This is a genomic window from Streptomyces adustus (assembly GCF_009377175.1).
GTDB classification, from domain to species: Bacteria; Actinomycetota; Actinomycetes; order Streptomycetales; family Streptomycetaceae; genus Streptomyces; species Streptomyces adustus.
Window position 1 is genome coordinate 1 of the sequence record NZ_VJZD01000249.1, and the last position, 13538, is coordinate 13538.

General features: G+C 73.1%; 12 protein-coding genes and 1 pseudogene. 4 read left to right on the top strand and 9 right to left on the bottom strand.

The genetic code is table 11. The features are described from left to right. Positions 1 to 42 precede the first annotated feature (42 nt). Positions 43 to 1662, bottom strand: a complete 1620-nt coding sequence (locus tag FNH09_RS37815) for an ABC-F family ATP-binding cassette domain-containing protein (RefSeq protein WP_152894401.1) — start codon at positions 1660 to 1662, stop codon at positions 43 to 45. A gap of 68 nt (positions 1663 to 1730) precedes the next feature. Continuing rightward, on the bottom strand, positions 1731 to 2387 hold the full coding sequence (locus tag FNH09_RS37820) for a histidine phosphatase family protein (protein ID WP_152894402.1): 657 nt from the start codon (positions 2385 to 2387) through the stop codon (positions 1731 to 1733). A 67-nt stretch (positions 2388 to 2454) separates the two neighbouring features. Here FNH09_RS37820 and FNH09_RS37825 point away from each other — a divergent pair. The 3 genes and pseudogenes from FNH09_RS37825 to FNH09_RS37835 all read left to right on the top strand — a co-directional run. After that, a pseudogene (locus FNH09_RS37825) lies at positions 2455 to 3024 on the top strand (phosphatase PAP2 family protein); the annotation flags it as partial. A 160-nt stretch (positions 3025 to 3184) separates the two neighbouring features. Then, positions 3185 to 4006, top strand: a complete 822-nt coding sequence (locus tag FNH09_RS37830) for a class I SAM-dependent methyltransferase (protein WP_152894403.1) — start codon at positions 3185 to 3187, stop codon at positions 4004 to 4006. A gap of 42 nt (positions 4007 to 4048) precedes the next feature. Next, the gene (locus FNH09_RS37835; protein ID WP_152894404.1) at positions 4049 to 4219 is read left to right on the top strand and encodes a hydrophobic protein; all 171 of its coding nucleotides are present in this window, start codon (positions 4049 to 4051) and stop codon (positions 4217 to 4219) included. A 152-nt stretch (positions 4220 to 4371) separates the two neighbouring features. Here the strand turns inward: FNH09_RS37835 and FNH09_RS37840 are convergent, their stop codons facing one another. Further along, entirely contained in the window at positions 4372 to 5142 is a 771-nt protein-coding gene (locus tag FNH09_RS37840) for a GvpL/GvpF family gas vesicle protein (RefSeq protein ID WP_152894405.1), read from the bottom strand. Between the two features lie 167 nt (positions 5143 to 5309). Next, positions 5310 to 7271 carry a DUF5107 domain-containing protein gene (locus FNH09_RS37845; protein ID WP_152894406.1) on the bottom strand — a complete coding sequence of 654 codons (1962 nt, stop codon included), beginning with the start codon at positions 7269 to 7271 and terminating at the stop codon, positions 5310 to 5312. 166 nt (positions 7272 to 7437) lie between these two features. Here FNH09_RS37845 and FNH09_RS37850 point away from each other — a divergent pair, with 166 nt between their 5' ends. Continuing rightward, on the top strand, positions 7438 to 7785 hold the full coding sequence (locus FNH09_RS37850) for a DUF6204 family protein (protein WP_152894407.1): 348 nt from the start codon (positions 7438 to 7440) through the stop codon (positions 7783 to 7785). On the opposite strand, the gene FNH09_RS37855 is transcribed toward FNH09_RS37850, so the two are convergent. The 5 genes from FNH09_RS37855 to FNH09_RS37875 form a co-directional block, all read right to left on the bottom strand. Continuing rightward, positions 7757 to 8311 (bottom strand): GNAT family N-acetyltransferase, encoded by a 555-nt coding sequence (locus tag FNH09_RS37855; protein WP_152894408.1) that lies wholly within the window; start codon positions 8309 to 8311, stop codon positions 7757 to 7759. The two genes, FNH09_RS37850 and FNH09_RS37855, sit on opposite strands and share 29 nt — an antisense overlap. 65 nt (positions 8312 to 8376) lie before the next feature. Then, positions 8377 to 9300, bottom strand: a complete 924-nt coding sequence (locus FNH09_RS37860) for a S66 peptidase family protein (RefSeq protein WP_152894409.1) — start codon at positions 9298 to 9300, stop codon at positions 8377 to 8379. Continuing rightward, on the bottom strand, positions 9297 to 11261 hold the full coding sequence (locus FNH09_RS37865; RefSeq protein ID WP_162469705.1) for a prolyl oligopeptidase family serine peptidase: 1965 nt from the start codon (positions 11259 to 11261) through the stop codon (positions 9297 to 9299). The genes FNH09_RS37860 and FNH09_RS37865 overlap by 4 nt, the downstream gene beginning before the upstream one ends. Before the next feature lie 4 nt (positions 11262 to 11265). Continuing rightward, positions 11266 to 12570 (bottom strand): M20/M25/M40 family metallo-hydrolase, encoded by a 1305-nt coding sequence (locus tag FNH09_RS37870; protein ID WP_152894410.1) that lies wholly within the window; start codon positions 12568 to 12570, stop codon positions 11266 to 11268. Then, the gene (locus FNH09_RS37875) at positions 12563 to 13396 is read right to left on the bottom strand and encodes a M55 family metallopeptidase (RefSeq protein WP_152894411.1); all 834 of its coding nucleotides are present in this window, start codon (positions 13394 to 13396) and stop codon (positions 12563 to 12565) included. The genes FNH09_RS37870 and FNH09_RS37875 overlap by 8 nt, the downstream gene beginning before the upstream one ends. Positions 13397 to 13538: the final 142 nt, after the last annotated feature.

The window sequence follows — 13538 nt, forward strand, 5'->3', positions numbered from 1 at the left end:
GCCCCGGGCCTCCGTCCGCGTCGCCGGGCGGGTGCCGGGGAGCTAGCGGGCCCGTTCCACCCGGCGCTCGTCCCAGACCGGCTCGGGGGTCTCCCGTACCCGGCCGTCGCTGCCGAAGACGAGGTAGCGGTCGAAGGAGCGGGCGAACCAGCGGTCGTGCGTGACCGACAGGACGGTGCCCTCGAAGGCCTCCAGGCCTTCCTGGAGCGCCTCGGCGGACTCCAGGTCGAGGTTGTCGGTGGGCTCGTCCAGGAGCAGGGCCGTGACGCCCGCCAGTTCGAGGAGCAGGATCTGGAAGCGGGCCTGCTGGCCGCCGGAGAGCCGCTCGAAGCACTGCTCGGCCTGCTGCGTCAGCTCGTAACGGCGCAGCCGGGACATGGCGGCGCCGCGGTCCTGGGCGTGCTCCTTCCACAGGATGTCGAGCAGGGTGCGGCCCTGGAGCTCGGGGTGGGCGTGCGTCTGGGCGAAGTGCCCGGGCACGACTCGCGCACCGAGCTTCCACGTCCCGGTGTGCGCCACGTCCTCGCCGGCCAGGAGCCGCAGGAAGTGCGACTTGCCGGAGCCGTTGGAGCCGAGGACGGCGACCCGTTCGCCGTAGAAGACCTCCAGGTCGAAGGGCTTCATCAGGCCGGTCAGTTCGAGCGCCTCGCAGGTGACGGCCCGCACGCCGGTGCGTCCGCCCTTCAGCCGCATGGTGATGTCCTGCTCGCGCGGCGGCTCGGGCGGCGGCCCGACCTCCTCGAACTTGCGCAGCCGGGTCTGGGCGGCCTGGTAGCGGGAGGCCAGCTCATGGCTGATGGAGGCCGCCTGGCGCAGGCTCAGCACCAGCTTCTTCAGCTGGGCGTGCTTCTCGTCCCAGCGTCTGCGCAGTTCCTCGAAGCGGGCGAAGCGTTCGCGGCGGGCCTCGTGGTAGGTGGCGAAACCGCCGCCGTGCACCCAGGCGTCGGCACCGGCGGGCCCGGGCTCGACGGACACGATCTTCTCGGCGGCGCGGGAGAGGAGTTCCCGGTCGTGCGAGACGAACAGCACGGTCTTGCGGGTCTCCTTCAGCCGCTCCTCCAGCCAGCGCTTGCCGGGCACGTCGAGATAGTTGTCCGGCTCGTCGAGGAGCAGCACCTCCTCGGTGCCGCGCAGCAGCGCCTCCAGCACCAGCCGCTTCTGCTCACCGCCGGACAGCGTCCGTACCAGCCGCCACTGTGCCTTCTCGTACGGCACGCCCAGCGCGGCCGTGGTGCACATGTCCCACATGGTCTCCGACTCGTACCCGCGCACCTCGGCCCAGTCCGAGAGCGCCTGCGCGTACTGGAGCTGCGCGGCCTCGTCGTCGACGGTCATCATGGCGTGCTCGGCCCGGTCGACGGCCTGCGCGGCCTCGCGGATCCCGGCCGGCGCGACCGACACGAGGAGGTCCCGCACGGTCGTCTCGTCGCGTACGGAACCCACGAACTGGCGCATCACGCCCAGGCCGCCACTGACGGTGACGGTGCCGCCGTGCGGCTTCAGCTCCCCGGAGATCAGCCGGAGCAGGGTCGTCTTGCCCGCGCCGTTGGGTCCGACGAGGGCCACGACGGCCCCCTCGCCCACCCGGAACGACACATCGCCGAGCAGCGTCCTCCCGTCGGGGAGGTGGTACTCGAGGTGCGCGGCTTCCAGATGTCCCATGAAGAGGCATTCTGCGGTCTCCCGCCCGACCGGCCAAATGCTTATCGGACCTCGTGGGCGGGGAGCGCTCAGCCGGTCCCCTCCAGCGCCCGGCCCGTCGGGCCGCTCTCGCCCGCCGGGGTGACCGTCGCACCGGCCCAGGTGAGGGCCTTCCAGCCGTCCGCCGGACTGCCCTCCAGGATCACCACGCCGGTGTTCGCCAGGCGGTGGGCGGTGGCGAAGGGCACATCGACGTTGTCCGCGCGGGCGGCCGTCCACAGGCGGATCGCCGCGCCGTGGCTGACCAGGGCGACCGTCCCGGCCTCGCGGTCCGCCGCCTCGGCGACCACGGCGTCGTAGCGGGCGAGGACCTCGGCGCCGCTCTCGCCGCCCGGCATCCGCAGTCCGGTGTCGCCGGCCGCCCAGGCGAACACGGTCCTCATGTAGCGCAGGCCCTGCTCCGATTCGCCGGGGAGCAGCTCCAGCTCGCCCGCGGAAACCTCCCTGATGCCGTCGCGCACGGTCACCGGCAGGCCGCGGGCGGCGGCCAGCGGGCCGGCGGTGAGCTGCGTGCGGAGCATGGTGGAGGCGTAGACGGCCTCGATGTCCTCGTCGGCGAGGGCCACGGGCAGCCGTGCGGCCTGCCGCTCGCCGAGCGCGGTCAGACCCGGGCCGGGGACCGTGGTGTCCAGCAGGAAGTCGACGTTCGCGGGGGTCTCGGCGTGGCGGACGAGGAGCAGACGCATACGGTGGCCCTTCGACGGCGGTTCCGGTCCGGCGCAGGAACGGCCACTTCAGGGTACTCATCCCTGCATGAGCCCAGATGTCGACCTCACCGTCCTGAAGCCGGGGCACCACGTCCTGCGCGATCGGCTGCTCGCCCTCGACGGGCGCCTGTTCGAGTTCGCCGCCGAACGCCACTGGCCCGGCGCCGAGCCCGTGCTGCCGCGGCTGAGCCGGAGCGCCAACCACGGTGTGCTGTGGTTCGCCACGGCCGCCGTCATGGCGGCGAGCCGTACGCCGCGGGCCCGCCGGGCGGCCGCTCTGGGGCTCGCCTCCCTCGGTCTGGCCTCGCTGACGATCAACACCCTGGGCAAGCGGTCGGTGCGCCGGCCGCGACCGGTGCTGGACCCCGTACCGCAGGTCCGGCAGCTGAAGCGGCAGCCGATCACCACGTCGTTCCCGTCGGGGCACGCCGCCTCGGCGGCGGCGTTCGCGACCGGGGTCGCCCTGGAGTCACTGGGGTGGGGCGCGGTGGTGGCGCCGGTGGCGTTCTCGGTGGCCATGTCCCGGGTGTACACCGGCGTGCACTTCCCGAGCGATGTGCTGGTGGGCGCGACGCTGGGCGCGGGGGCGGCCTTCGCCGTACGGGGTCTGACACCGAAGCACGCCTGGGCGCAGCGCCTCTGACTCACCGTCAGTCCACATGTCAAAACGCCATTCTCAGCATTCGGATCATGCGCGTACCGTGACAGGCGTCGCCCCGCCGGGCCGAGAACCCCGGTGGGGCGGGTACGCGGAGCCGACGAAGAGGGGCACAGCCATGCCGGAAGCACGGGAGACCGCCGTCTACACGCACGGACACCACGAGTCCGTACTGCGCTCGCACACCTGGCGCACCGCCGCCAACTCGGCCGCGTACCTGCTCGGGTCGCTGAAGCCCCATATGAAGATCCTGGACATCGGCTGCGGACCCGGGACCATCACCGCCGACCTGGCGGAACTGGTCCCGGACGGGCACGTCACCGGGGTCGACCACGCGCCTGAGATCCTGGAGCAGGCGCGGGCCACGGCCGCCGGGCGCGGGCTGGCCAACACCGACTTCGCCGTGGCCGACGTGCACGCCCTGGACTACCCGGACGACACGTTCTGCGTGGTCCACGCCCACCAGGTGCTCCAGCACGTCGGCGATCCGGTGCAGGCGCTGCGCGAGATGCTGCGGGTGACGAAGCCGGGCGGGTTCATCGCGGTCCGCGACTCGGACTACTCGGCGATGACCTGGTACCCGCAGTCGGCGGGGATGGACGACTGGCAGGACCTCTACCTGCGGGTGGCGCGCGCCAACGGCGGGGAGCCGGACGCCGGACGCCGGCTGAAGTCATGGGCGCTGGCGGCGGGGATCACGCGGATCACGGCCACGTCCAGCACCTGGACCTTCGCCACCCCCGAGGAGCGTGCGTGGTGGAGCGGTCTGTGGGCGGACCGGACCGTCGCCTCGGCGTACGCGCAGCGGGCCACCGAGGGCGGTCACGCGTCCGCCGGGCAGCTGGAGGCCGTCTCGGACGCCTGGCGGGAGTGGGGGGAGCAGGCGGACGGCTGGTTCAGTGTGCTGCACGGAGAAATTCTCTGCCGCAAGGACGCCTGAATCCCGCTTTCCGGGAAACACGACGAGAAGGAGGTTCACATTATGGTTCCCATTCTTCTCGTCCTGCTGCTGGTACTTCTTCTCTTCGGCGCCGGATTCGCGGTGAAGCTGCTCTGGTGGGTCGCGGTCGCGGTGCTCGTGGTCTGGCTTCTCGGATTCCTTTTCCGGGGCACGAGCGCGGCCGGTGGCCGGGGCCGCTGGTACAGGTGGTGAATGCCCCGCCGACCGTGAACAGCCCGCGGAACGGAATCGGAGATACCGGAGATTTCCGCTCCGGCTTCCGGTGACCGCTTCCGGTGACACGGGCGAGACGGTGGACCGCGCGGCCCGAGGCCCTGCACAGGGCCTCGGGCCGCGGTCCGGGTCTACGAGACCCAGGTCCGCTTCGCCTTTTGCGCCCCCGCGAACTCCGCCGCCCCGGCGGACTCCCCGTTCTCCCCGCCCTCGTCGTCATCGTCGTTCTCTCGGGTGAAGGAATAGGCCGCCCAGGGTCCGGTCAGTTCGACCCGCAGTCCGGGGGCGTCGCCCTTCAGCCGGTCCACCAGTTCCACGAATTGCTCGGAATCCGCCCGCGACACCAGATAGGACGCGTTCAGCACGGTGTGCCCCGTGCGACCCGCCGCCCCGAAGAACATGGAGTCCTGCGGGTCGCGAAAACACGACTCGTCGGCGTACCGGGAAAGCAGTCCGTGCAGCCGGGTCACAAATCTCTCGGCTTCCTCGGACATCCCGGTCGGCTGCTTTTCCGTATACACGTTGACGCTCCACTCGACCCGTCCTTGCAGCCGGTCGAGGGCGCGCGTGAACGCGGCGCCGTGCGTCTCCAGCATGAGCCGCAGGGCGCTGTCGTCCGGGCAGACGGTCGCCGCGCGCAGCGGCAGCGGTGTGGTGACGGCGGTGAGCGCGTCGACCACACCCCGATGGGCGCGGACGACGGCGGCCCGCCACTGCGGGTCCGCCAGATGCGCGTGCAGCGGCTCCTCGGCGAAGTCCCGCTCGGGCACGGTGGAGACCACGGCGACCAGGCCGTGATGGCCGAGCAGGCCGACGGGCGCGCCCGCCACCCCGATGAGCTGGGCCTGGAGGGCCGCGCGAAAGGGACGGCAGACGGCATACACGTACCGCGGTCCGGCCATGGTGCCTCCTTCTGGGCTCGGTCCGACTCCGGCGGAGCCGGACGGTCCGCACGGTCCGGCCCGACGAAGAGGCTCGTCCACCTTCTACCCGTGTGGCCGTGTGCGCCACGCCCAAACCCCCGCCCGGCCGACCCGAACCCTTGCCGGTCACGGGGTGCGAGGGCCGCTCAGGGCGCGGACGGCCGCATCCGGAAGTCGTAGCGCGCCGGGAGCGGAGCGTCGCTCACCCTGGCCCACAGCCGGCCCAGTGTCTCGTCGCCCTCCCGCAGGTCGGCGACCTCGAAGCCCGCGTCGAAGACCGCCCGGGCCTCCTCGCGACGTCCCTCCGCGCACAGGATCTCGGCCTCCAGCAGCCGGAACCTGCCGCGCTCGCGGGTCTCGGGAAGCAGTCGCTCCCACACGGTCCGCGCCTCGGCCGGCCGGCGGGCGGCGAGCAGCGCGCCGACCGCCTCACGGCCGAGTGCGGCCATGGCCGCCGTCCACGACTCGCCGCTGTCGCGCCGCTCCCGGCACAGGTCGTCGAAGGCCTCCGCGTACCGGGCGGCGGCCCGTTCGTGGTTTCCGCTCTCCTGGTCCGCGACGGCCAGGCAGCGCAGCGACGGCCAGAGGGAGGGCGCGAGTTCCAGGGCCCGCTCCCAGCTGCGCACCGCCTGCGCCCGGTCACCGGCGTGCCACTGGGCGACGCCCAGGTGGTATTCGGTGAGCGGGGTCGCGGGCGCGGTCTCCAGCATGTCCCGCCAGTGCGGGGCGACGAGGGTCGCGCCCGGCGGCCGGACCCGGCGCGGCTCGGGGAGGGACCCGGTGCGCAGCAGCTCCCGCCAGGGTGCCTGCTCGTCGCCGAGGGTGTGCTCGTCGAAGGGGGTGCCGGGCAGTTTCCGGTCGGCGCGCAGCACTTCGAGCGCGCCCCAGCCGGAGCCGGTGGCGAGGATCTCGTCGGGCTCGGTGTCGGCGTGCGCCCTCCAGGACGCGTGGGCGGCGTCCACGGCGGCCCGCGGAAGAACCGCTTCGAGCCGTTGCTCCACCCCGTTCAGCACCGCGTCCCACTCGCCCCGGGGCGGTGCGCTCAGCGGTCCGTACGCCTCCAGCCAGGACACCTCGCTCTCCGCCGCCAGGCTCACGTGCTCCAGCTGGGTGCGGGCCAGCCCGGCCTGTATCTCGCAGTAGCCGCCCGTCCCCGGCTCGGTGAGCCAGTCCTGCCAGCGCCGTCCGCCGGGCCCGGTGCCCCACACGAACAGCTTGCGTCCGCGCAGCGCGTCCGTGGACGTCTGCACCAGTCCGTGCCCGTCGCCGTCGAGCGCGGCGATCCAGCGCCGCCGCCCGTCGGGCAGGTCGTAGAAGTAGTCGGCGGCGAAGGTGCTGTTCAGCGGGTACGTGCGGTCGCTGCCGTCGTACGCGGGGACCGGCACCCGGCGCAGCCGGCGCTCGTAGCCGAAGTGATAGGCCTCGGCCGCGGGAGCGAGGACCCGGCGTTCCTCGGGCACGGCGATGTTGGACCACCAGTAGGTGGGCACGGGGTGCTCGTGGGGATTGCGGACGCGGACGCCGACGTAGAGAAAGTCGGAGCCCTCCGGCAGCCACAGGTCGATCTGGAACGGCAGGTCGCGCAGCCGTTCCCACTCCCACAGGCGGAGCATCTCCCCGCCGTCCGGGGCGGGGACGCGGGCGGCGTGCAGGGGTGAGCAGGAGAGGGTGGTGTGGCCGGTGGCGCCGATGTTCCACTCGATGCCGCCGGAGTACCAGGAGCCGTTGAGAGCGAAGTTGGCGGGCTGCAACACCGGGTTGCGGTAGAGGAGTTCGCGGCCCGTGGGCTTGTGCAGGAGCGAGGCGATCCGGCCGCCGAGTGCGGGCAGCACCGTGGCGCGCAGCCGGTCGTTCTCCAGGATCAGGGCGTCGGTCCGCAGCGGTTCGCGGGCCCGGCCGTAGCCGTCCCGTACGGGCACGGGCAGCAGGCTGTGCAGCGGCGCGTGGCCGATCTGGCGGGCCATGTCGGCCGGGAGGTTCTCCCGGTCCCGCTCGTCGATGCGGTGCACCTCGTCGAGCGGGCGCAACGGGGGCAGCGGGTTGTCTGGGCCCGGCAGGGCGGCGGGCAGTGTCACTACGTCGCGTCGGATCGTCGTCACGATCGCCATCGAACCCGGCAACCGGGGCCCTGACCAGGGGAGCTGCCGGTCAGGATTGCGCAAAGGCGGCTCGGGGCCGGTCCGGCGCCGGGCCGGGGGATATTCCGCGTGCGGTCCGGCGTCGCCGACATAGAGTCGGGTCCGGGGAAACCGGCACGAGGAACGGAACAGCGCGATGAGCGAGCAGCACACCTACCGGGTGATCGTCCGGGGCACCTGGGACGGGCTCACCGACGAGGCGCGTGCCCGGCTGCTCGCCGAGGCGTCCGAGCACGGAATGACCAGCATGCGGTTCTGCGAGGAGGGTTCGCTGTCGTACGAGCCGTCGCCGCTGAAGCACTTCTCGATGCGCTACGTCGTGGTGTCGGACGCGGCGGACGGCGAGGAGATGGCGGGCGCGATCGCCGAGGACCGCGCGGAGCGCACGCTGCGGGAGGCGGGCTACGGATTCGGCCCGTTGAAGTCGACGGTGACCGACCTCGACACGATGAAGGTCAACCGGAAGCCCTCGTCTCGACGGTGATCGCCCAGCGTTCGTGGTCGCGCCAGGCGCCGTCGATGAAGAGCATCTTCGGCGAGAAGCCCTCGAGCCGGAAGCCGCAGCTGCGGGCGAGGGCGATGGAGGCGGTGTTGGCGGGCTGCACGTTCACTTCCAGCCGGTGCAGTCGCATCGGCCCGAAGGCGTGTCCGACCACGAGGTCCAGCCCCTCGCGCATCAGCCCGCGCCCGGCGGCGTGCGCGAAGGCGCCGTAGCCGAGGGCACCGCTGAGGAAGGCGCCCTCGACGATGTTGTTGATGTTGACGAACCCGGCGATGGCCCCGCCGTCGTCCTTGTCGCAGACCAGGAACCCGGCCTTCGTCCGGTCCTCGATCAGCCGGCCCGCGTAGGCGGTGTACCCGTCGGCGGTGTCCGGCGGGAAGAGCCACGGGTGGTGCAGGTCCTTGCTCTCCCGGGCCCGGGCGGTGAACTCGGCGCCGTCCTCGTAGCGGAAGTGACGTATGCCCACGCGAGGGCCCTCGGCGAGGTAACGGGATGCGTTGTGCGGCATCCCGTCACTCTACGGCGCCCGCGACCCACCCCGCCGCGGGCGTCGTCGGGCCCGGAACAGCCCCCTCAGCGCAGCGCCGGTTCGTCGAAGGTCAAGGTGCCCGCATCCGCGTCGAGTTCACCGCTCATGCCGAAGGGGACCGTCAACGCCCCCTCGCCGTGCCCGAATCCGAGTTCCTCGACGACGGGGACCCCCAGGCCGCCCAGGCGGTCCGCGAGGACGGCGCGCACCGCTTCGTAGGGACCGCAGCCGGCCCAGGAGCCCAGCGCGACGCCGGTGACGCCGTCGAGCCAGCCGGTGCGCAGGAGTTGGGTCAGCATCCGGTCGATGCGGTACGGCTGCTCGCCGACGTCCTCCAGCATCAGCAGCCCGCCCCGGGCGTCCGGGTGGGCGTGCGGGGTGCCGAGGTCGGAGGCGAGCATGCTCAGACAGCCGCCGAGCGTGACACCGCGCGCCCGGCCGGGAGCGAGCGCGCCGCCGCCGGAGGTGAGGGTGCGGACCTTCTCGGGCGCGAACAGCGTGTCCCGCAGATGCTCCTGGGCCCGTGCGTGCTTGAGGAAGTCCACGCCCGCGGCGGCGGGGCCGTGCAGGGTGACCAGGCCCAGCCGGGTGGCGAAGGCCTGGTGCAGCACCGTGATGTCGCTGAAGCCGACGAACACCTTCGGGCCCGCCGCCCGCATCGCCGACCAGTCGAGCAGGTCGACCATCCGCTGGGCCCCGTAGCCGCCGCGCGCGCACAGCACGGCGTCGACCGCCGGGTCGCACCAGGCGGCCTGGAGGTCCGCGGCGCGGTCCTCGTCCGTGCCCGCGAGGTGGCCCAACGCGCCGTGCCGGTCCAGCACATGGGGTGCGGCGACCGGATCGAGGCCGAAGCCGCGCAGTACGTCGAGCCCGGCCTGGAGCCGTTCCTCGGCGACGGGTCCGCTGGGCGCCACGACGGCCACCCGGGCGCCGGGGGCGAGCCGGGCGGGGCGCAGGAGTTGCCTCATCCGGCCAGCTCCAGGGTCGGGGCGTCCGGCGGATTCAGCCCGAACACCTTCGAATAGAGGGCGAGTTCGGCCTCCAGGGCGCGCACCATGGTCTCGGCCCGGCGGAACCCGTGCCCCTCCCCCTCGAAGGCGAGGTAGGCGTGCGGCACTCCCCGGCCGCGCATCCGCTCCAGGAAGCGTTCGCACTGCGTGGGCGGGCAGATCACGTCGTCCAGCCCCTGGAGCAGCAGGAAGGGCGCGGTGATCCGGTCGGCGTGCTCGGCCGGGGAGCGCTGCGCGTACCGGGCGGGCACCTCGGCGAGCGGTCCGACCAGGGTCTCCAGGTAGTGCGACTCGAAGTCGTGGGTCTCCCCCGTGGCCCAGCCGGCCAGGTCGAGGATGGGATAGCTGATGGTGCCGCAGGCGTAGACGTCGGTGGCGGCGAGGGAGGCCGCGGTGGTCCAGCCGCCGGCGCTGCCGCCGCGGATGGCGAGCCGGTCGCGGTCGGCGGTGCCCTCCTCGGCGAGGGCGAGGGCGACGGCCGCGCAGTCCTCGACGTCGACGACGCCCCACTGCTCGCGCAGCCGGTTGCGGTACTCGCGGCCGTACCCGGTCGAGCCTCCGTAGTTGACCTCGGCGACCCCGATGCCGCGCGAGGTGAAGTAGGCGATCTCCAGGTCCAGCACCAGCGGCGCGTGTCCGGTGGGGCCGCCGTGCGCCCAGACCACGTACGGGGGCAGCTCGTCGGCCGGCGCGGTGTGCCCGGGGTGGTGCGGCGGGTAGACGTGCGCGTGGATCTCGCGTCCCTCGGGGCCGGTGAAGGTGCGGATCAGCGGCTCGGGGTAGTGGGCCGGGTCCGTCGCGTCCCGGTGGGCGCAGCCGATGACCCGGGCCCGCCCGGTCCGGGTGTCCAGTTCGACGACCTCGTAGGCGCTGCGCGGGCTGGCGCCGACGGCCACCACCCGCTCGCCGCGCACCGCGAGGCTGGGGGCGAACTCGGTCCAGGGGCCGGCCGCGTCGACGACCTCGCCGGTCTCGGGGTCCAGTATGCCGAGGGCGGTGGCGCCGCGGCCGTGCACCACGGCGACCAGTCCGTTCTCCAGCGGCGCGAACCACTGGTACCCGAGTTTCCACAGGGGACCGCCGAACTCCTCCTCGCGGGGGCAGAGCGGCTCGCCGTCCCGGTAGAGGTTCCACCAGCCGCCGCGGTCGCTCGCGTACAGCAGCCGGCCGTCCGCCGACCAGTCGGCCTGGGCGATGGACTCCTCAGGACCGCCGGCCACCGTCCGCACCTGCTGGAACGTTCCCTCGTCGGTCACGTCCGCGACGACCAGCTCGGTGCCGTCCCAGGGCATCCGCGGGTGGTCCCAGGCCAGCCAGGCGGCCTTGCGCCCGTCCGGGGACAGCCGTGGCCCGGTGACGAACCGCTGCCGCGCCTCGGTGAGCTCCCGCACGGCGGCCCGGTCCTCGGCGGCCGAACCGTCCAGCGGCACGGCCACCGGGACCCGGCGGACGTCGGTGGGCGCGTCGCCGGTGAACTCCTCCAGGACGCACCACACCTCCCCGAGCTCCGGGCGCAGCTGCGGCTGCGCCCAGCGCAGCCCGTCGCCCACCGGGGAGACGGGGGTGAGCGGGCGCGGCTCGCCGCCGGGCTCGTACCGGTAGAGCCGCTGGTCGGCGAAGTTCACGAACACCACGAGCGGTACACCGTCGCGCACGGTCCCGGCCCAGGGATGCCCGCCGTACTCGATGACGCGGCTGCGCACGTTCCACGGCGCGGCCAGCACGGACTCCTCGGTGCCGTCGGCGCGCCGGCGCACCAGGGTGCGCCGGCCGCCCTCGGCGGGCCGGGGCTCGGTCCACCAGACCTCCTCACCGACGAACCCGAGGTACTCGGGGTGCCCGTCGTGGGCGGCCGCGAGGGCCGCGCCGATGGGCGAGGGCCAGGAACCGTATGCCAGGGTCTGCACGTTCTCCCCCACTCGCCTAGGCCGTCCGCAGGAACCGGTCGAGAACACGGACGCCGAAGTGGAGTGCCTCGACCGGGACCCGCTCGTCGACACCGTGGAAGAGGGCCTGGTAGTCGAAGCCCTCCGGCAGCTTCAGCGGCGCGAACCCGTACCCGGTGATGCCGAGCCGCGAGAACTGCTTGGCGTCCGTGCCGCCGGACATGCAGTACGGCACCACATGGCCCTCGGGCGCGAACTCCTCGACCGCGGCGCGCATCCGCGCGAACGTCGGGGAGTCCACCGGCGCCTGGAGGGCGACCTCCCGGTGCTCGAACTCCCACTCCACGTCGGGCCCGGTCAGCAGGTCCAGGGTGCTGCGGAACTCGTCCTCGCCGCCGGGCAGGAAACGCCCGTCGACGTAGGCGACGGCCTCGCCCGGGATGACGTTGAGCTTGTACCCGGCTTCCAGCATGGTCGGGTTGGCGCTGTTGCGGACGGTCGCCTCGACGAGCTTGGCGGCCGGGCCGAGCTTGTCGAGCAGCGCGTCCACGTCGGACAGGTCGGTGTCGACGCCGTACAGGGCGGCGAGTTCGGTGAGGGCGGCGCTCACCGTCGGGGTGAGCCTGAGCGGCCACTCGTGCTCGCCGATGCGGGTGACCGCGGCCGCCAGCCGGGTCACCGCGTTCTCGCGGTTGACCTTGGAGCCGTGCCCGGCCCGCCCGCGCGCGGTCAGCTTCAGCCAGCCCGTGCCGCGCTCGCCGGCGGCGATGGGGTAGATCTGGCGGCCGCCGCCGTCGTGGAAGGTGAACGCGCCCGACTCGCTGACGCCCTCCGTGCACCCCTCGAACAGCCCGGCGTGCCGGTCGGCGAGGAAGCCGGAGCCGTCCTCCGCGCTGGCCTCCTCGTCCGCGGTGAACGCCACGACGACGTCCCGCCGGGGCCGCACCCCGTTGCGCGCCCAGTCCCGGACCACGGCCAGGATCATCGCGTCCATGTTCTTCATGTCGACCGCGCCGCGCCCCCAGACGACGCCGTCGCGGACCTCGCCGGAGAACGGGTGCACACTCCAGTCCTCGGCCTGCGCGGGCACCACGTCGAGGTGACCGTGGACGAGCAGCGCGTCCGCCGACGGGTCGGTGCCCTCGATCCGGGCCACCACGTTCGTCCGCCCCGGGGTGCGCTCCAGCAGCACCGGTTCGAGTCCGGCGCCGGCCAGCTGCTCGGCGGCGTACTCGGCGGCGGGCCGCTCCCGGCAGTCCCCGCCGCCCCGGTTGGTGGTGTCGATCCGGATCAGGTCGGACGTGAACCGGACGACCTCGTCGAGTGCCTGCTGGTCAGCCATACTGTTCCTCCACCGCGGCCGAGACGACCGTCGTGACCGCCTTGAAGCTGCGGATTCCCTCGTACATGGTGTCGCTGGTGTAGGCGACCTTCCGCTCCCCGGTCCGCTCCACGCCCGGCACGACGGTGGCCGCCATCGCCAGATGCTCCGCGTCGAACTCCAGGGCGATCGTGAAGGGCCCGGCGGCGACCGGTTCGTGGCGCACCGCGAGCGCGGCCGCCTCCTTGGCCGCCGCCCGGATGTCGGCGGCGGTCCTGGCGGGGGTACGGCACACGGCCGCGTACCGCGACACATGGTCCTTGACCGCGACCTTCAGTGCCTCGGGCGCGTACCCGAGGGCGTCCTCGCAGGCCACGTCGTCGCCGGTGACCAGGATGACCGGCACCCCATACTCGGCGACGACATGCGCGTTGAGCAGGCCCTCGCTGGCCCGTACGTCGTTCAGCCACACCCCGGTGATGGAGTTCGCGAGGTAGGTGTGGGCCAGGACGCCCTCGGCGCCGGCGGCAGCGTGGTAGCCGATGAAGGCGATGCCGTCCACGTCGCCGTGCTGCACGCCCTCCACCATGGACAACGACTTGTGCCGCCCGGTGAGCATCTCGACCCGCTCGTCGAGCCGCTCCAGGAGCAGGTTGCGCATGCTCCAGTGGGCCTCGTTGACGAGCACTTCGTCGGCGCCGCCGTCGAAGAAGCCGAGCACGGCGGCGTTCACGTCCGAGGTGAACATGGAGCGGCACCGCTCCCACTGCGGGGTCCCCGGCAGCACGTCGGCCGGCCAGGTGACGCCGGTGGCACCCTCCATGTCGGCGCTGATCAGGATCTTCATGGTGCGCCACGTTACGCGTAGACGGCAAAACGGGCCAGGATCCGTTTCCGCCGACGGGCCGGCCACACCCCGGCGGCCCCTCCGACGGCACGTGGCCCGGGCTGGTTCCTGGCCGGGAACCGGCCGGGGGCGGGCCTGGGCC